Genomic DNA, 17,490 nt, shown 5'->3' on the forward strand with positions numbered 1-17,490 from the left:
ATCTCTCCCTGTTCGTTCGTCCCGAAGACTAGGCCTTCACAAGCCTTCTGAAAAATATAATCTGTCGAAGGATGCCTTCACGGTTCTAGAACGCTTGATCGCCCATGGATTCACGCCAGCTCCGCTATTTCATCGCCGTCTACGAGCAGCGGAACCTGTCGCGCGCGGCCGACCAGGTCAACGTCGCTCAGTCCGCGCTCAGCCACCATATCTCGAACCTCGAAGCGGAATTCGCAACGCCCTTGTTCGAGCGCAAGCCACGCGGCATGGAACCAACGGCGGCCGGCGAGCGGCTTTACGAGCATGCGCGCATCATCCTGCGCGCGATGGCGGAAGCCGAGACGGAGGTGCGCGAGGGCGCCCGCGTCATCGCGGGCGATATCTCGATCGGCATGGCCAATTCCGGCGTCAAGGCGATCGGCGTGGAGCTGATGCGCACGGTGCTCACCAAATATCCCAAGCTCAAACTGTCGCTCACCGAGAGCCTGTCGGGCGCGACGCTGATGCATTTGATGATCTCCAATGTCGATCTGGCGCTGGTCTACAATCCGCCGTCGGAGAAGGAGCTGATCACCGAGCCGGTTCTCGAAGAAGAGATGTTCCTCGTCGGCATTCCAAAACTGGTCGGCAAGAGCAAGACCCCGATCCGCTTCGAAGAGCTGAACCGGCTGCCGCTGATCCTGCTGCGTTACGGCCTCGGTCTGTCCTCGCGCGCGCTGCTGGACGATCCGGTCCTGCTCAAGCGGCTGGAAGGCAGCGCGATCCTGCACGCCAATTCGATCACGGGCATGACCGGCGCGCTGGTGGAAGGACTTGGCTGCACCATCGCGACAAAACTGTTCGCGCGGGAGGAGCTCAAGGCCGGCCGCCTGGTTGCACGCAAGGTGATCGATCCGAAGCTGACCCGCACGCTCTATCTCTGCCGCCTGCGCAATCGCCCGATGACCTATGCGATGGAAGAGATGCGCCGCCTCATGCTCGCGCTGATCGCCGAGCAGGTCCGCAGCGGCGGCTGGCAGGCGACGCTAGCGGGCTGAGGACACGAAATGGGCACTGCAGCAACGGTGCGCTCCCTCGCCCCGTTCTTACGGGGAGAGGGTTGGGGTGAGGGGCTGCATCCGCGAAGATGGTGAGCGACGAGTTCGCGGAGAGAGCCCCTCACCCCGCCCTCTCCCCGTAAGCACGGGAGAGGGAGAAGTGCGCCCGAGTTCGAAAATCTCGAACGCTCCCATCGATATGTTCTTCTGGATTTCTGGCTTCGACCCGCCAACATGGCGGTCCGGCAGAGCTTGCGAAAAAAACAGAGATGAGCCGCCGGCAACCGCGCGCGATCCGCGCGCCACGGGGAGGACATCATGAGCGTTGTCGGCATCGACACAGGCTTTGAGCTCGGCGCTGCGCCATCCGGGCCCGGCGAGATCTCGCGACGGCTCGAGGCGATGCCAGGGACAGCTTACGTCTGGCAGCTCGTCATCCTGCTCTCGCTCGGCGGCTGCTTCGAGATCTACGATTTGTTCCTCACCGGCTACATCGCGCCGGGCCTGAGCCGCAGCGGGCTGTTGAGCACGACGACAACGGCCTTTTTCGGCTTCTCCGGCATCGGCGCCTTTGTCGCCGCGACCTTTGCCGGCCTGTTCGTCGGGACTTTCTTCCTCGGCTTCCTCGCCGACCGCTTTGGCCGCCGCGCCATCTTCACCTTTGCGCTGCTCGGCTACACCGCGGCATCCGTGATCATGGCCTGCCAGACCTCCCCGGAGGGCCTCTTGTTCTGGCGCTTCCTGGCCGGCATCGGCATCGGCGTCGAGGTCATCACCATCGACGCCTACATCACCGAGATGGTGCCGAGCCGGATGCGCGGACGCGCCTTTGCGGTGAACCAGTCGATCATGTTCATCGCCGTCCCCGTCGTCGCCTTCCTCGCCTGGTGGCTGGTGCCGCTCGCGCCTTACGGCATCGAGGGCTGGCGCTGGGTGGTGCTGATCGGCGCCGCCGCCAGCATGATCGTCTGGGTGCTGCGGCTGTTCCTGCCCGAGAGCCCGCTCTGGCTTGCGCGCCATGGCCGCAACAAGGAGGCGTTTCGCATCCTGACGACGCTGGAGGCTGCCAGTGGCGGCGCAGGCTCACGCCCCCTGATGTCGTCCACGCACCAGGCGGCACATTCGGCCGCGCGCGTTGGTTTCGCCGATCTGTTCCGTCCGCCCTATCTCTCGCTCGTCGTCCTGTTCATGGTGTTCAATTTGTGCCAGGCTTTCGGCTTCTATGGCTTCGCCAATTGGGTGCCGACGCTGCTGGTCGAGAAGGGCATCACTGTCACCAAGAGCCTGCAATATTCCTTCATCGTCGCCTTCGCCTATCCGATCGCGCCGCTGCTCGCCGCAAGCTTCGCCGACAGGTTCGAGCGCCGATGGATCATCGCCGGCGCCTGCGTTGCCATCATCGTCTTCGGCATGGCGTTCGCGCAATTGACCGAGCCTGGCGTGCTGATCGTCTGCGGCGTGCTGCTGACGGCCTGCAACACCACGATGTCCTACGCCTATCACGCCTACCAGACCGAGGTGTTCCCGACGCAGATCCGGGCGCAGGCCTCCGGCCTCGTCTATTCGATGAGCCGGCTGAGCGCGACGTTCTCGGGCTTCATCGTCGCCTACATGCTGAAGGAAGCCGGCGTCACCGGCGTGTTCGGCCTGATCACTGCGGCGATGCTGATCGTGGTGATCGCGATGACGCTGTTCGGTCCGAACGTGCGCGGCAAGCCGCTGGACGCGATGTGAGTGGTCTTTCCCTCTCCCCGTAAGAACGGGGAGAGGGAGAGGAGAGAGCCTCTACTTGATCACGCCGCGAGCAGGTTCTGCAACGCCGCGCCGTTGGGGACGCCGAGGCCGGAGCAGGCGTCCCAGCCGGGGCCGGCCTTGTACATGCCGTGGAGGGAGCCGGTGATGTCGTTGTTACCGACCGTGATGTCGCGGAACACGCCTTGCGCGTGCGAGGCGTAGATCAGCGGGTTGATAAAGCCGACCGTCTTGCCGAATTTCTTGGTCGTGGCTTCGTTGATGCGGGCGATCAATCCGGCCATCAGCGGCGCCACCGCGCTGGTACCGCCAATGGTGGTGACGACGCCGTTGAGGAAGATCTGGTAGCCGGTCGCCGGATCGGCGTCACCGGCGACGTCGGGCACGCCGCGACCGACCGAATGCGACGGTGATTTCGGCACATGCGCATGGGCCTGGTATTGCGGCCGCGGGAACACGATGCTGACGCCGCCACCACCCGCACCATCTTGCGGGCCACCGTTCCAGACGACTTCGGTGATCGCGCCGTTCGGGGCCCTCAGGTTCGTTCCGCCACAGGCGAGCGCGAACGGGCTGGAGGCCGGGAAGTCGGCGTGCGGCTTGCCATCCCACCCCTGCGCCATGTCCGCCGAGCCGTTGTCGCCGGAGGCGACGCAGACGGTGACGCCCATCGCGGCGGCATCACGGATCGCCTCGTTCAGGCCGTCGACGAATTGCTGCGAGCCGGCCGGATCTTCCGGTCCGCCCCAGCTGATCGAGATCACCGAGGGCTTTCGCGCGGTGTCGTGGACCGCGGCCTTCACCGCGTCGATGAAGCCGTTGGTGGTGTTCGGCGCGAAATAGACCACGATCTTGGCGCCGGGTGCGATGGCACCGGCGACCTCGATGTCGAGCACGACTTCGCCGTCGGCATCGGAATGGCCGGGCTTGTTGGCGCCGCCGTCGACGCTTGCGGGCGCGATCTGTGGCATCGGGATGCCCGCCTTCTTGAAGAAGGTCTTCAGGTCCGAGGTCTTGTAGCCGGCGCCCGTGGGGTGGCCCCTCTGGTCGATGTCGTTGAGTTCGATGATGGCGATGCACTGGCCGGCGCCGGTCTCGCCGTCGGGAAAGTTATAGAGCTGGGCGATCTGCTCGACCGAGAAGCTGCCGCCCTGCCCCGCGCGCGCGGTCGCGCCCTTCCTCGCTGTCCTGCGCCGGAAATGCGGCTGCGCCACCGGCCGGTTGTCCAGGCCGTGCACGCCGACCACGATGCCCTCGAGCTCCGCCGGGATCTGCACGTTGCCCTTGCGCATGCGATAGGTCGCCCCATCGTGCCTGACCTTGTTGAGCTTGACGCCGAAGGCCGCGCTCATCGCCTTCACCGTGCCGGTCAGCTTCACCGTGCGGGAGGCCAGGTGCACGCTCTTGACGTTGAGATCGTGATGATGAGCGAAATCGTCGATCTTGGCGACGTCGGCCGTATCGGCGCCCATCTCGTCGGCAAACTCGGCGCGGGAAAGATATTGCCGCTCGCGCGGCGGTTGCGCACCGAGCGCCATCACCTGCTCGTCGTCGGCACGCTTCGCGCGCAGGCGAACGCTGATCTCGATTTCCTGCTTGGGGTCGGCCGCGCTGACGAGCTTGGCGCCCTTCGGCAATTTCCGCGCGCTGTTCACCAGCGCGACACGCTTAGTCGAGCTTGTCATGACGTCCTCCGTTCGTGATTGGAAGGTAGATTGCCTCACCTCAACTATAGGTGTAATCTCAGCCGCGAATTGGTTCAGATATTGAGCGATATTTTTTTCAGAATAACCCTTATTTGTCAGTGGAAATCCTCGGCAGGCTCAGATCGGCACGGAATCGGTCAATAGCCCGGACCATTCGCTGCCCAAGAATTCGATCTAAGATTGCAACCGTCGGCTCGCTTGGCCGACCAATGAAAGACGTTTGTCGAAATCAGACGTTTGTCAAAAACAATTGGCGGAGACGATGCGATGCTGGCCGACCGAAAATGGGTTGAGAGAAATCTTGGGTTCGATCCGATCACGACACCGCCGCCGCGCGAGACCTTTACGGTCAAGCGCATCGCGGACGCCGCCGTGAAGAAGACCACGAAGGTCAAGGCGGAGGACTTCCAGCGCGAGATCATCGATTTCGATTCCGAATCCGCCGAGGGCCGCGCGTTCATGGCCTTCTCGACCGCGACCGGGCTGTCGCGCTTCACCGACATTCCCTGGCCCAAGGGGCTCGCGCCGCAGACCGGGCCGAAGCCGAAGGGCAACGGCAAGGGCCCGCTGCCGCGCGCCGACGTTCTGGTCGTGACCTGGACCGTTGACGAGGGCCACGCGCTCAGCCGCGTACTGACGCCGGGCAAGGATTCCCGCAACGACTACGTGCCCTATACGCACAATTACGCAACGATCTCCAAGAAGATGCGCAACGGCTGTCCGGCCAGGGAGCTGAAGCGGCTCGGCACCTTCTGGACCACGACGATCGGCAAGAAGAAGGTCGTGGTCTTCAAATCCGACTCGCACATGTCGCAGGACGGCCCGCAGCTGCCCAACATCGACGTCTGGCGCCAGATCGTCACCGAGGTGCAGCCCACCCTCGTCATCACCACCGGCACGGCCGGCGGCATCGGCAAGGCGGTCGAGGTCGGCGACGTCGTCGTCAGCCCGATCGTCCGGTTCGACTGCCTGTCGAAGTTCAAGAAGCAGCCCTTTGCGCAGGAGCATTTCTCCAGCAAGTCTGCCGTGACGAAAAAGTTTGCGCAGGCCAAGACGCTGTTCAAGGCCAATGCCGGGCAATTGCCGAAGGACAACACCAGGGCGCCGAAGATTTTTGTCGTCAAGCCGAGCGGGCTGTCGTCTTCCGTGGTGACCACCGATTTCTTCGGTTTCGACACCTCGGACAATCATTTCCATCTCCAGGGGCTCGGCGACGTCTCCGAAATGGGCGACGCCATCCTCGGCCTCGTGGCCCAGGAACTGGGCGCCAAGGCACCGCGCTGGCTCGCGATCCGCAACGTTTCCGATCCGCAGATCAAGGCCGAGGGCACCCTGAAGCAGCAGGAACAGGTCGCCGCCCAGATCTACAAGGGGTTTGGCCGCTGGAGCACGGTCTGCAGCGCCATCACCTGCTGGGCCAGCATCGCGGCAGAACCTTGAGCCGCAGGCCCTGCTAGGTCAGCGTCCCTTGCCGAAGCGGCCTGGGGTGTCTACCTCTCGCGGGTGAATTCGTGAGAGGGTGTTCCATGCTGGATGCCGCCGTCAAGGCGCTGTCGCAAATGATGTCGCCGCCGATGCGCTCGATCCTGTGGCGATCGATCGGGCTTGCGCTGGTGCTGATCGTCGTGCTGGCGATCGGGCTGCAGCGCTTGCTCAGCTGGTTTGCTACCTACGGCGAGGTCTGGCTCGAGGGCCTGCTCGGGCCCAGCTGGCACTCGTCGCTGGAAGTGCTCGCCTGGATCATCTCGATCGCGGCGGGTCTTGGCGTCGTGTTCGGCAGCGTCTTCCTGATGCCTGCGATCACCTCGCTGGTGGCGAGCCTGTTCGTCGACGACGTCGCCGATATCGTCGAGCGCGAATATTATCCCGCCGAGCGGCCGGGCGTCGCCCTGCCGTTCAGCCAGGCGATCCATGAGGGCATCAAGACTGCGCTGTTGACGATCCTGGTCTATCTGATCGCACTGCCCTTCGTGTTCCTGGCCGGCGCGGGATTCCTGATCTTCTTCCTCGCCGCCGCCTGGCTGTTGGGCCGCGAATATTTCGAGCTCGCGGCGATGCGCTTCCGCTCCCCGGATGAGGCCAGGGCGATGCGGCGCGACAACGCCGCGACCATCTTCACCGCCGGCCTGGTCATCGCGGCCTTCGTCTCGATCCCGATCGTCAATCTGGCGACGCCGATCTTCGGCATGGCCTTCATGGTTCACATGCACAAGCGTCTGTCCGGATCGCGGCCCGAGCTGATCGAGCCGGCGCGGCAGATGCGGTGAATGTACAATCCGCGTGGACGGTGCGCTCCCTCTCCCGCTTGCGGGAGAGGTGACCGGGCGCTACGCGACCTGCACTCCACATTTGCGCAGCAGCATCTTGGCGAAGCCGAACGGCGCCGGCGTGAACGGGCCCGGCGGCGCGCGGGTGATCAACGCGATGAAGCCGAGCGCGGCCATCGCCAGCCAGAAGCACAGCCAGAAGCCGTCGATATAAGCGAGCACATTGGCCTCGCGCTGAACGAAACCCGCGAGCGTACCGACCGCACGCGCCGGCGCGGAGGCCGCGCCATGGGCAGCGAAACGATCGGCAAGCTGCTTCAGCGCGCGCACCACATCGACCTCGCCGGTGAGAATATGCTGGCCGATATAGAAGGAATGGACCTGCTCGCGGACGCGTAGCCACGTTCCCATCAGCGCCACGCCGATCTCTGCACCGCCGAGCCGCATGATCTGGATATAGGCGGCAAAGGAGGTGGCGCGGCTGGGATCTGAATTCGACAGCGCCATGATGATGATCGGCAGCAGCGTCGTCGATTGACCGACCGATTGCAGCAGCACAATGCCGATGAAGTCTTCGCGCGCCCAGTCATGGGTGAGTTGGGTGCCCCAGAGATTGGCGGCGGCGAAGCAGGCAAATCCGAGCACGGTCACCGCGCGGGCATCGAAATGGCGGAGCAGCCAGATTGAAATGGGCACCAGCACGAACATCGGCAGCGCGCCGTAGGTGAGCAGCAACAGGCCGCTTTGCTCCGGCCTGAGCAGGCCGATATTGCCGAGGAAGTTCGGCACCAGCGACGAGTTGGAGAGCGACGTCAGCGTGTAGAGCAGGATCACGACCAGCGACAGCCCGACATTGCGCGAGAACAGCACGTTCACATGCGCCCATGGCCGTCGAGCCAATACCTCGTTGATGACGAAGGCCACGAACAACGCCGCGCCGGCGACGAGCAGCGCCATCACCGTGCCGGAGCCCAGCCAGTCCAGGCGATTGCCCTGGTCGAGGCCGGCATAGATCATCGACACCGATGCGCCGAGCAGCAGCATGCCACCCCAGTCGGCCTCGCGCAGCAAGGCGCGATTGACCGGCTCGTTCGGTGTGCCGAGATAGACCATCAGGCCCATCAGGGGCGCGATCACGACGCTCTGCCAATACAGCCACTGCCAGCCGAGATGGTCGACATAGAAGCCAACCAGCGAGCTCGAGGTATCGAGCGCAAATCCGACGCGGATCGAGTAGATCGAGATCGCCGGCAGCCACCAGCGGATCGGCAGATTGCGGAATACGATCATCAGTGTTGCCGGCACAAAGGTGCCCAGCAACAGACCATGCACGGCGCTGAGCACAAGCAACGTCGGATAATCGCGAACGAAGGGAATGATCAGCGAGACTGCGGCATAGATCAGGCTCGGGATACCAAGCACACGCCGCAGGCCGAACACCGTCGCAAGCCAGGCCACCGCGGGCGCGATGAATATCTGCGAACCGATGCCGGCGGTGGAAAGCCACGCGCCTTCGTCGAAGGTGAGCGAGAACGCGCCGCGCAAGTCAGGCAGCCCGACAGTGGTCAGCCGGCTGTCGAAATTGGCGAGGAACGAGCCGAGCAGCACCGCCGCCACGGCAAACAGCGGCTGTGGCGCGATGCCGCCGCGCGAGAGCGGGCCGCGACTGGCGTCGTCATTTTGCGCCATTCGTGCCCGCGGTGTTGATGCTGGTGACGACCGACATGCCCGGCACCAGCCGCGCCAGCAACGGCTGGTTGTCGTCGAACTGGATTCGCACGGGAATGCGCTGCACGACCTTGGTGAAGTTGCCGGTGGCGTTGTCAAGCGGCAGCAGCGCGACCTGCGCACCGGTCGCCGGCGCGATGCGTTCGACCTTGCCGCGCAGCTTTTCGCGCGGAAAACTGTCGACGGTGATCTCGACCGGCTGGCCCGGCTGCACGTGGGTGAGCTGGGTCTCCTTGTAGTTCGCGATCACATAGACATTTGGCAGCGGCACCACGTTGATGAGGTTGGTGCCGATGTTGACGTAGTCGCCGGGCTGCACCTGACGCTCGCCGACGACGCCATCGAACGGCGCCGTGATCTTCGTATAACCAAGCTTGAGCTTCACGCTCGCCAGCGTCGCCTTGGTGGCGTCGAGATCCGCGGCGCGCTGCTTCCTGGTGCCTTGCAGGACTTCGAGCTGGTGCTGCTGGGCTGCGATCACGGCGCGGCTCGCGCGCACGTCGGCCTGCGCCTTGGCATAGCCCGCGACCGCCTGCTCGAACCGCTGCCGCGTGCCGGATTCGGTCTGCGTCAGCGATTGCTGGCGCTCCTGCTCCTGCTTGGCCTCGACCTCTAACGCTTCCGCCGACAGACGCGCGGCCGCGGCCTGGGCGATCGTCGCATATTGCAGCTCGATCTGATTAGCCAGATTGTCGAGTACGGCCTGGGCTGCGGCAACCGCGGCCTCGGACTGCGCGACCTGGGCCTCGTAATCGGCGGGGTCGATCTGGATCAGGAGATCGCCGGCCTTGACGCGCTGGAAGTCGGTCACCGCAACGGTCAGCACCTCGCCCGAAACACGGCTTGCCAGCCGCGTCAGCTCGGCACGCACATACGCATCATTGGTGGTCTGGATCACTGCATTGCCGACCCATTCGTCGAAGCGCAGCGTCGCCAGCGCGACGAAGGCAAGCGCGACGATCACAGCAAACAGCGGGATCGCGAGCCGACTCCACAGCGAGCTCGCCGGCCGCCGCGTTGGCTTGGATTGCATCGCCGGTGCCGGAGCGGCGGGAGGCGGCGAAACTTGTTCCTGTTGACTCACGACATGACCTCAAAAACAGACTTGCTTCACATCGTTCCGGAACGGCGGCGAATACTGCCTCAGACCGTCTTCTCGGGCCACCGGCAAAGATCATTGATCAGGCATACCTCGCAGCGCGGCTTGCGCGCGAGGCAGGTGTAACGGCCATGCAGGATAAGCCAGTGATGTGCATGCAGCATGAATTCGGACGGGATGACTTTTTCCAGCCCGAGCTCGACCTCGAGCGGCGTCTTGCCGGGCGCAAGCCCGGTGCGATTGCCGACGCGGAAGACATGTGTGTCGACCGCCATGGTGTGCTCGCCAAAGGCCATGTTGAGCACGACATTGGCGGTCTTGCGCCCCGCGCCGGGCAATGACTCGATCTCCGCGCGCGTGCGCGGCACCTCGCCGCCGAACTCGACGAGCAGCTTGGCCGACAGCGCAATGACGTTCTTGGCCTTGGTGCGGTAGAGGCCGATGGTCTTGATGTAGTCGCGCAGGCGCTCCTCTCCGAGGTCGAGCATTTTTTGCGGGGTATCGGCGACCTCAAACAATGCGCGTGTCGCCTTGTTGACGCCGGCGTCGGTCGCCTGCGCCGACAGCACGACGGCAACCAGCAGCGTAAACGGATTGAGATGCTCGAGCTCACCCTTCGGCTCCGGATTGGCCTTGCGGAAACGGCTGAAGGCCTCGTGAATCTCAGCCGGAGTCCAGGGTTTGATGGCCTTGGTCTTCACCGCCTTCGCGGGCGCCTTCGGCTTCGCGGCGGCTGTCTTTGCCGTTTTCTTCGTCACGGCCGCTTTGCGCGGGGCCGGCTTGCGGATGATTTTCGCCATGATCGGGATATACTGAGGGACGATGAGCACAGGCAACGAAATTGAGCGCCAGGAGTCTGGCCAGGACTCTGAGGGTCAGGGCGAGGTGCAGATCCTCTCCGCGCGGCTGACGCCGCACCGTTCGCTCAATCGCACCGGCTTTCTCGCCGTGATGCTGTTCTTGAGCGCGGTCGGCTTCGTCACCGGGATGGTCTTCCTGATGATGGGGGCCTGGCCGGTGCTTGGCTTCTTCGGCCTCGACGTTCTGGTGGTCTGGTGGGCCTTCAAGGTCAATTTCCGCACGGCGCGGGCAAGCGAAGAGATCGTCGTCACGTCATCGGAGTTGCGCGTGCGGCGCGTCAGCCATCGCGGCCAGGTCGCCGAATGGACGTTCAACCCGCTCTGGGTCCGGCTCGACCAGGAGGTCGACGAGGACTTTGGCATCGAGCACCTCTATCTGATCTCGCGCGGCCGCCGGCTCCTGATCGCCGGCTTCTTGGGGCCGGACGAAAAGGCTAGTTTTTACAAAGCCTTGATAGAGGCGCTGAACGCCGCAAGGCGCGGCCCGACCTACAACCCGATCGGCTGACCGGCGATCGGAAATCGGGTGGTTTCGAGCCGCCCTCTCTCCTACATTTGCGGTCATGATGACACTCGCGATACATGACCAGCGCCTGGCCAAGCCAGGTTCCCAGAACGCCGCGCTGCGCGACTACGATTCCGTGCGCCGGGCGATCGCCTTCATTTCGGAGAAATGGCGCGCGCAGCCGACCATCGAGGCGATGGCGGATGCGGCCGGCGTCACGCCGGATGAGCTGCACCACCTGTTCCGCCGCTGGGCCTCGATCACGCCGAAGGCTTTCATGCAGGCGTTGACGCTCGACCATGCCAAGGGGCTGCTACGGGATTCCGCCAGCATTCTCGACGCGGCGCTCGACTCGGGTCTCTCAGGTCCGGGCCGGCTGCACGATCTCTTCGTCACCCACGAAGCGATGTCGCCGGGCGAGTGGAAAAATGGCGGCGCAGGCCTCACCTTGCGCTACGGCTTTCATCCCTCGCCGTTCGGCACCGCCATCGTGATCGCGACCGATCGCGGTCTGTCGGGCCTGGCCTTCGCCGATCCCGGCGAGGAGAAGGCCGCGCTTGCCGACATGACGCGGCGCTGGCGGAACGCAACTTACGTTTGGGATCACGAAGGCACCGCCCCGCTCGCCCAGCGCATCTTCGACACAAAGCTGTGGCGGCCGGACCAGCCCTTGCGCGTGGTGATGATCGGCACCGATTTCGAGGTGCGGGTGTGGGAGACCTTGTTGAAAATCCCGATGGGACGCGCAGTGTCCTATTCGGACATCGCCTGCAACATCAACAACCCGAAAGCCTCGCGCGCGGTCGGTGCCGCGATCGGCAAGAATCCGGTGTCCTTCGTCGTGCCCTGCCACCGCGCACTCGGCAAAAGTGGCACCCTCACCGGCTATCATTGGGGCATTACCCGCAAGCAGGCGATGCTGGGCTGGGAGGCGGGGCAGCTGGGGATGCAGTAAGTCTTCTCCCTCGCCCCGCACGCGGGGAGAGGCGAAGCGCTCAGCCCGCCAGATCCAGCTTCGAGGCCACGGTCGAGTCCGCATTGAGCCGGTAGATGATCGGCACGCCGGTGGCCAGTTCGCGCTTCAAGATGCCTTCGGGCGAGAGTTTTTCCAGCACCATGATCAGCGCACGCAGCGAATTGCCGTGGGCTGCAACCAGGGTGCGCTTGCCATTGAGCACGGCGGGCAGAATCTCCTGCACGTAATAGGGCAGCGCGCGCGCCAGCGTGTCCTTCAGGCTTTCGCCGCCGGGCGGCGGCACGTCGTAGGAGCGGCGCCAGATCAGCACCTGATCCTCGCCCCATTTCTTGCGGGCGTCGTCCTTGTTGAGGCCGGAGAGATCGCCATAGTCGCGCTCGTTCAGCGCGAGGTCCTTGCTGGTGGGCAAGCCTTTCTGGTCGAGCTCACCGAGGATGAGGTCGAGCGTGTGCTGCGCGCGTGTCAGCACCGAGGTGTAGGCGACGTCGAACACGAGACCCTGCGCCTTCAGCTTGCGACCAGCCTCCCTGGCTTCCGTGACGCCGAGCTCGGTGAGATCAGGATCCTTCCACCCCGTGAACAGGTTCTTCAGATTCCATTCGCTCTGGCCGTGGCGCACGAGCACGAGAAGACGTTCGCTCATTGACTGCTTTCCGTTTAGGTTATTGTTTAAGCATGATCTTGTCGGAAAACCGCTTCACACTTTTCCGGATCATGCTCCAGCTCGTTCAGATATCTGCGAGACCGAGCACGTCGGCCATGGAGTAGTGTCCCGGCTTCTTGCCATGCGCCCAAAGTGCCGCCTTCAGCGCGCCATGGGCGAACAGCATGCGGTCCTCGGCCAGATGCGACAGCGTCAGGCGCTCGAACTGACCGAGGAAGGTCACGCTGTGCTCGCCGGCGACGGTGCCGCCGCGCAAGGAGGCAAAGCCGATGTCGCCGGGCCGCCGCGCGCCGGTTATGCCGTCGCGGCCGCGCGCCGCATGCTCCTCAAGTGAGATGCCGCGGCCGGCGGCCGCCGCCTGGCCTAGCATCAGCGCGGTGCCGGAGGGCGCATCGACTTTCATGCGGTGGTGCGTTTCCACGACTTCGATATCAAAACTTTCGTCGAGCGCCTTGGCGACACGCTTGACGACGGCAGCGAGCAAATTGACGCCCAGGCTCATATTGCCGGATTGCACGACGACGGCGCGGTTGGTCACACTCTTGATCACGGCGTTGTCGGAGGCCGACAGGCCGGTCGTGCCGATGACATGCACGAGGCCGCGCTCGGCCGCGATCGCAACATTGGCAATGGTCGCCGCCGGCACCGTGAAATCCAGAATGCCGTCGGCGTCCTTCGACATCGCCCAGAGATCGGCAGAGAGCTTGATGCCATTGGCCGGCAGCCCCGCGAGCGCGCCGGCGTCCTTGCCGAGCAGCTCCGAGCCCGGCGCCTCCAGCGCGCCGGCCACAACCGCGCCTTTGGTATCGGCAATCGCCCGCATCAGCGCCCGGCCCATCCGGCCGCCAGCTCCAGCAACAATCAAGCGCATCTCGGACATGGTGTGATCCTCTCACGGCCGTTGTAGCGGCGGGAGGCAGTTCCGGCAACCGAGGGGACACAGCGCGGCGTGCTCCCACCCTCCCCTGAAGGGGGAGGGTCGGCACGCGATCGAGCAAAGCGAGATTGCGTGACGGGGTGGGGTGACAGTCCCTCCGCAACGAACAATGCCCGAGTTGAGAGATCACCCCACACCGCTCGCGCTACGCGCGATCGACCCTCCCCCTCCAGGGGAGGGTAAGCGAAAGCTCGCGGCTCAGCCGTCTGACGGCTGCGGGCCGTCATAGCCCTCGATGATGATAAGGTCGGCCAGCGAATGCGGCTGGCGCACCTTGATGTTGGCCTGGTATTCCGGCGAGTTGTAGCAGGCGATCGCGGTCTCGTAGTCCGGGAATTCGATCACGACGTTGCGGGTACGGCTGGCGCCTTCGACGGTGGTGAACTTGCCGGCGCGGACGACGAAGCGGGCGCCCCATTTCTTGAAGATCGGACCGTTGGCGACGGCGTAGGGCTTGTAGCCCTCGTCATTGCTCACGTCGACGCGTCCGATCCAGTAGCCCTTTGCCATTGTTCTTCTCCCTGTGTTGTTGGTTAGCCAAGCGCCTGTGCGATTTCGGCCTGGATGGCCTCTGCGACAGCCTTGGGATCCGTGGCTTCCACCACCGGCCGCCCGACGACGAGATAATCTGCGCCGGCCGCAATCGCGCGGCCCGGCGTCATGATGCGTTTCTGGTCACCGCTCGCTGCGCCCGCCGGCCGGATGCCGGGGGTGACCAGACTCATCTGGTGGCCGACGATCTTGCGCAAGCTGCCGACTTCCTCGGGCGAGCAGACGAGACCATCGACGCCAAGCACCTGTGCCTGCTGCGCGCGCGCCTCGACCAACTCGGAGACGCCGAGCCGGTAACCGGCCGCATGGAGATCGTCATCGTTGTAGGAGGTCAGCACCGTGACGGCGAGAATCTTCAGGCTGGCGCTGCCGCGGCCTTCGACGGCGCCCTTCATGGTCTGCGGATAGGCATGCACTGTGAGGAAGGTCGCACCCAGCCTGGCGACACTCTCGACCCCGCGCGTCACCGTATTGCCGATGTCGTGCATCTTGAGATCGGCGAACACCTTCTTGCCCTTGTCGGCAAGCTTGCCGATCAGCGGCAGGCCGCCGGCATAAGCGAGCTGGTAGCCGATCTTGTAGAAGGTGACGGTGTCGCCGAGACGGTTGATCATCGCCTCCGCGGCCTCCGGGCTCGGCAGATCGAGCGCGACGATCAGGCGGTCTTTTGGGGCGATTTCGGCTGGCGTCATGTCACCTCACATCATGCGTTGAGAAATGTCGATCAACTGCCGCACCATCTCCCTCATGGCGTCGATATCGCCCTGGTTCTTCAGCCTGTCCATATCGTCATAGGCCTCTCCGGCAAAGGCGAGCGTGAGCTGGCTGGCGATCACATTGGCGTGGCAGGAGGTCAGGATCAGCCGCAACGCCTGGAGTGCACGGGCGCTGCCAAGCCGGCTCTGCGAGGCGCCGGCGAGCGCGAAGGCGCGGTTGCGGAACACCTCGCCGCGCGCCTCGTGCGGATCCTGCACGCGGCTGACCCAGTCGATCGCGTTCTTCAGGAGCGGCGGCACCGAAGCATTGTATTCGGGCGTGACGATCAGAACGCCATGATGCGCGCCAATCATGCGCTTGAGGTTGACTGCATGCTTGGGCACGCCGGATTTGGCCTGGAGGTCGCCGTCGTAGATCGGCAGCGGAAAATCGGCGAGCGAGATGCGGGTGATGTCGACGCCGGCCTGGGCGAATTCATACGCGGCGACCGCCGCCAGCTTCGCATTGTGCGAGCCGGTGCGCAGCGAGCCGGGAATGACCAGGATTTTGGGTGCTGACATCCAATCCAATGCGTTCGGCGAAACCAGCCCGCCGCGCAAAGAAGGAAGCCGGCGGAATTAATCCTTGCGATACACCCAGACGCGGGCCGGCGGAAGGTTCATCCAGATTCGTTCCGAGGCCTCTGTGGACACGCCAGGCAGCGATTTCGGGATCGGCGGCACCACCGCATAGGTGAACTGGACGAAGGGCGCGCCGGGCGCGAGCGCCGTGAACGCGTCGCGGATGAGCCGCAGCCGTGTCAGCATCGGTTTGGTCACCAGCGGCAGGCCGGAGACGACGGCGCAGGCCGGCGCGCTCAAGACGTTCCAGAGCGTATCGCGCAGGCGATAGGCGTCGCCCTGCACCACCTTGGCCTGCGGATAGCGATCGCGCAGCAAAGCGCAGAAGCCGGGATTGTATTCGACGAGGACGAGACGTTTCTGGTCCACACCACGCTCGACCAGCGCCGAGGTGATGGCGCCGGTGCCGGGGCCGAGCTCGACCACCGGTGCGTCCGAGTTCATGTCGACGTAACGGGCCATGGTCCGTGCGAGCAGCTTACCCGAAGGCATCACCGCGCCCATGTGGAGGGGCTTTTCGATCCACGACCTTAGAAAGCGCACCTCGTCATCAAGACGAGGCTTCTTCAACGCACGCGCGGACGATGGCAATGGCATGTCAGGACCGGACGGGACCGCGTGACCGCGGCGTGTCAGAAAATGGTCACAAAGACGTATAGGCCGAAGACGATACGGTCAAGCCGGGTCAATTCGCCCGATTACCGAAGAAATCCTTGACCTTGGTGAAGAAGCCCTCGGATTCCGGCTGGGTGTTGCCAGAGGAGAGCTTTTCGAACTCGGCCAGCAATTCCTGCTGCTTCTTGGTGAGGTTTTGCGGGGTCTCGACCACGACCTGGACGTACATATCGCCCATCTGGCGCGAGCGCAGCACCGGCATGCCTTTTGATGCAATGCGGAATCGGCGGGCCGACTGGGTTCCGGCGGGGACCTTCACCTTGGCCTTGCCCTTGTCGATGGTCGGCACCTCGAATTCGCCGCCAAGGGCTGCGGTCACCATCGAGATCGGCACGCGGCAATGTAGATCGGCGCCGTCGCGCTGGAAGAACTGGTGCTGGGCCAGCGACAGGAAGATGTAGAGGTCGCCGGGCGGGCCGCCGCGGACACCCGCCTCGCCCTCGCCAGCGAGCCTGATCCTGGTGCCGTCCTCGACACCCTGGGGAATGTTGACCGACAGATTCCGCTCGCGGGTGACGCGGCCCTGGCCTGAGCAGGAGGGGCAGGCGTCCTCGATCATCTGGCCGCGGCCCTGACAGCCGGGGCAGGTGCGCTCGAGGGTGAAGAAGCCCTGCGACTGCCGTACGCGGCCGGCGCCGCCGCAGGTCGAGCAGGTCTTCGGCTTGGTGCCGGCCTTGGCGCCGATGCCCGAGCAGGCCTCGCAGGTGACCGAGACCGGGATCTCGATCTGCGCGGTCTTGCCGCCGAAGGCTTCCTCGAGCGTAATTTCCATGTTGTAGCGCAGGTCGGCGCCGCGCTCGCGGCCGCCGCGACCGCGCTGTCCGGCCATGCCGAACAAATCCTCGAAAATGTCGGAGAAGGAGGACGCGAAGCCCGCGCCGAAACCTGCACCGCCACCAGGACCGCCCTGCTCGAAGGCAGCATGGCCGAACCGGTCATAGGCCGCGCGCTTGTCCTTGTCCTTGAGGACCTCGTAGGCCTCGTTGATTTCCTTGAAGCGGACTTCGCTGGTGTCATCTCCCGGATTGCGGTCGGGATGAAATTTCATCGCAAGCTTGCGGAACGACGATTTCAGGACGGAATCGTCGGCGGAGCGTTCGACTTCGAGGGTTTCGTAATAGCAGCGCTTGGTGGACATGTCTGACCCGGTCTATCCAATCGCGATTCAAGTCGGGGCGAAACAACGCCGCCACGCGACGATATAGGCAGCCTTCCGCCTTGCGGCAGAGGGTTGCATGGCAGCGTTGGGCATAAGTGCTGGGAATTGATCGATCGTAACGGGGACGATCTTAACAGGACTGCGCCCCGTCGAGCCCAACACGAAGGCCTCCCCCCTGAGGGGGGAGGCCAGTGAAGCGTGTGGGGTCCAAGCCGTCCGCATCATGACCCTCGCGG

General features: G+C 64.4%; 17 protein-coding genes. 6 read left to right on the forward strand and 11 right to left on the reverse strand.

Annotated elements, in window-relative coordinates; translation table 11 throughout:
• Positions 1–104: 104 nt before the first annotated feature.
• Together ABIB73_RS13515 and ABIB73_RS13520 are read left to right on the forward strand one after the other, a co-directional pair.
• Complete coding sequence (locus ABIB73_RS13515) at positions 105–1,037, forward strand: LysR family transcriptional regulator (RefSeq protein ID WP_354224790.1); 933 nt, start codon at positions 105–107, stop codon at positions 1,035–1,037.
• A 318-nt stretch (positions 1,038–1,355) separates the two neighbouring features.
• Positions 1,356–2,771 carry an MFS transporter gene (locus tag ABIB73_RS13520; protein WP_354224792.1) on the forward strand — a complete coding sequence of 472 codons (1,416 nt, stop codon included), beginning with the start codon at positions 1,356–1,358 and terminating at the stop codon, positions 2,769–2,771.
• A 59-nt stretch (positions 2,772–2,830) separates the two neighbouring features.
• Here ABIB73_RS13520 and ABIB73_RS13525 read toward each other — a convergent pair whose 3' ends face one another.
• Complete coding sequence (locus ABIB73_RS13525; RefSeq protein WP_354224793.1) at positions 2,831–4,474, reverse strand: S53 family peptidase; 1,644 nt, start codon at positions 4,472–4,474, stop codon at positions 2,831–2,833.
• A gap of 288 nt (positions 4,475–4,762) precedes the next feature.
• On the opposite strand from ABIB73_RS13525, the gene ABIB73_RS13530 reads away from it, so the two are divergent.
• Both ABIB73_RS13530 and ABIB73_RS13535 read left to right on the forward strand, forming a co-directional pair.
• Positions 4,763–5,935 (forward strand): phosphorylase family protein, encoded by a 1,173-nt coding sequence (locus tag ABIB73_RS13530; protein ID WP_354224795.1) that lies wholly within the window; start codon positions 4,763–4,765, stop codon positions 5,933–5,935.
• 86 nt (positions 5,936–6,021) lie between these two features.
• The gene (locus tag ABIB73_RS13535; protein ID WP_354224797.1) at positions 6,022–6,762 is read left to right on the forward strand and encodes a sulfate transporter family protein; all 741 of its coding nucleotides are present in this window, start codon (positions 6,022–6,024) and stop codon (positions 6,760–6,762) included.
• A gap of 60 nt (positions 6,763–6,822) precedes the next feature.
• Here ABIB73_RS13535 and ABIB73_RS13540 read toward each other — a convergent pair whose 3' ends face one another.
• Genes ABIB73_RS13540 through nth form a run of 3 tightly spaced genes read right to left on the reverse strand, consistent with a single transcriptional unit; the run spans position 6,823 to position 10,389 of the window.
• Positions 6,823–8,451, reverse strand: coding sequence for an MFS transporter (locus ABIB73_RS13540; RefSeq protein ID WP_354224799.1), 1,629 nt, complete (start codon positions 8,449–8,451; stop codon positions 6,823–6,825).
• On the reverse strand, positions 8,438–9,574 hold the full coding sequence (locus ABIB73_RS13545) for an HlyD family secretion protein (RefSeq protein ID WP_354224801.1): 1,137 nt from the start codon (positions 9,572–9,574) through the stop codon (positions 8,438–8,440). Before ABIB73_RS13545 ends, ABIB73_RS13540 begins: the two co-directional genes overlap by 14 nt.
• Positions 9,575–9,633: 59 nt before the next feature.
• Complete coding sequence (gene nth, locus ABIB73_RS13550; RefSeq protein WP_354224803.1) at positions 9,634–10,389, reverse strand: endonuclease III; 756 nt, start codon at positions 10,387–10,389, stop codon at positions 9,634–9,636.
• Between the two features lie 22 nt (positions 10,390–10,411).
• Here nth and ABIB73_RS13555 point away from each other — a divergent pair, with 22 nt between their 5' ends.
• A complete protein-coding gene (locus ABIB73_RS13555) occupies positions 10,412–10,957 on the forward strand; it encodes a DUF2244 domain-containing protein (protein WP_354224805.1) in 546 nt (181 codons plus the stop codon).
• A 55-nt stretch (positions 10,958–11,012) separates the two neighbouring features.
• A complete protein-coding gene (locus ABIB73_RS13560; RefSeq protein ID WP_354224807.1) occupies positions 11,013–11,909 on the forward strand; it encodes a methylated-DNA--[protein]-cysteine S-methyltransferase in 897 nt (298 codons plus the stop codon).
• Between the two features lie 40 nt (positions 11,910–11,949).
• Here the strand turns inward: ABIB73_RS13560 and ABIB73_RS13565 are convergent, their stop codons facing one another.
• The 7 genes from ABIB73_RS13565 to dnaJ all read right to left on the reverse strand — a co-directional run bounded on the left by ABIB73_RS13565 (position 11,950) and on the right by dnaJ (position 17,233).
• Entirely contained in the window at positions 11,950–12,573 is a 624-nt protein-coding gene (locus tag ABIB73_RS13565; RefSeq protein WP_354224809.1) for a 2,3-bisphosphoglycerate-dependent phosphoglycerate mutase, read from the reverse strand.
• Positions 12,574–12,658: 85 nt separating this feature from the next.
• On the reverse strand, positions 12,659–13,474 hold the full coding sequence (gene dapB / locus ABIB73_RS13570) for a 4-hydroxy-tetrahydrodipicolinate reductase (protein WP_354224811.1): 816 nt from the start codon (positions 13,472–13,474) through the stop codon (positions 12,659–12,661).
• A gap of 255 nt (positions 13,475–13,729) precedes the next feature.
• A complete protein-coding gene (locus ABIB73_RS13575) occupies positions 13,730–14,041 on the reverse strand; it encodes a DUF1330 domain-containing protein (RefSeq protein ID WP_354224812.1) in 312 nt (103 codons plus the stop codon).
• A 23-nt stretch (positions 14,042–14,064) separates the two neighbouring features.
• Complete coding sequence (gene pyrF / locus ABIB73_RS13580) at positions 14,065–14,775, reverse strand: orotidine-5'-phosphate decarboxylase (RefSeq protein WP_354224814.1); 711 nt, start codon at positions 14,773–14,775, stop codon at positions 14,065–14,067.
• Positions 14,776–14,781: 6 nt separating this feature from the next.
• Complete coding sequence (locus tag ABIB73_RS13585; protein WP_354224816.1) at positions 14,782–15,360, reverse strand: NADPH-dependent FMN reductase; 579 nt, start codon at positions 15,358–15,360, stop codon at positions 14,782–14,784.
• A gap of 57 nt (positions 15,361–15,417) precedes the next feature.
• Positions 15,418–16,017, reverse strand: coding sequence for a class I SAM-dependent methyltransferase (locus ABIB73_RS13590; protein ID WP_354224818.1), 600 nt, complete (start codon positions 16,015–16,017; stop codon positions 15,418–15,420).
• An 88-nt stretch (positions 16,018–16,105) separates the two neighbouring features.
• On the reverse strand, positions 16,106–17,233 hold the full coding sequence (dnaJ, locus tag ABIB73_RS13595) for a molecular chaperone DnaJ (RefSeq protein WP_354224820.1): 1,128 nt from the start codon (positions 17,231–17,233) through the stop codon (positions 16,106–16,108).
• Positions 17,234–17,490: the final 257 nt, after the last annotated feature.

The organism is Bradyrhizobium sp. F1.4.3 (genome assembly GCF_040548375.1).
Taxonomy (GTDB): Bacteria; Pseudomonadota; Alphaproteobacteria; order Rhizobiales; family Xanthobacteraceae; genus Bradyrhizobium.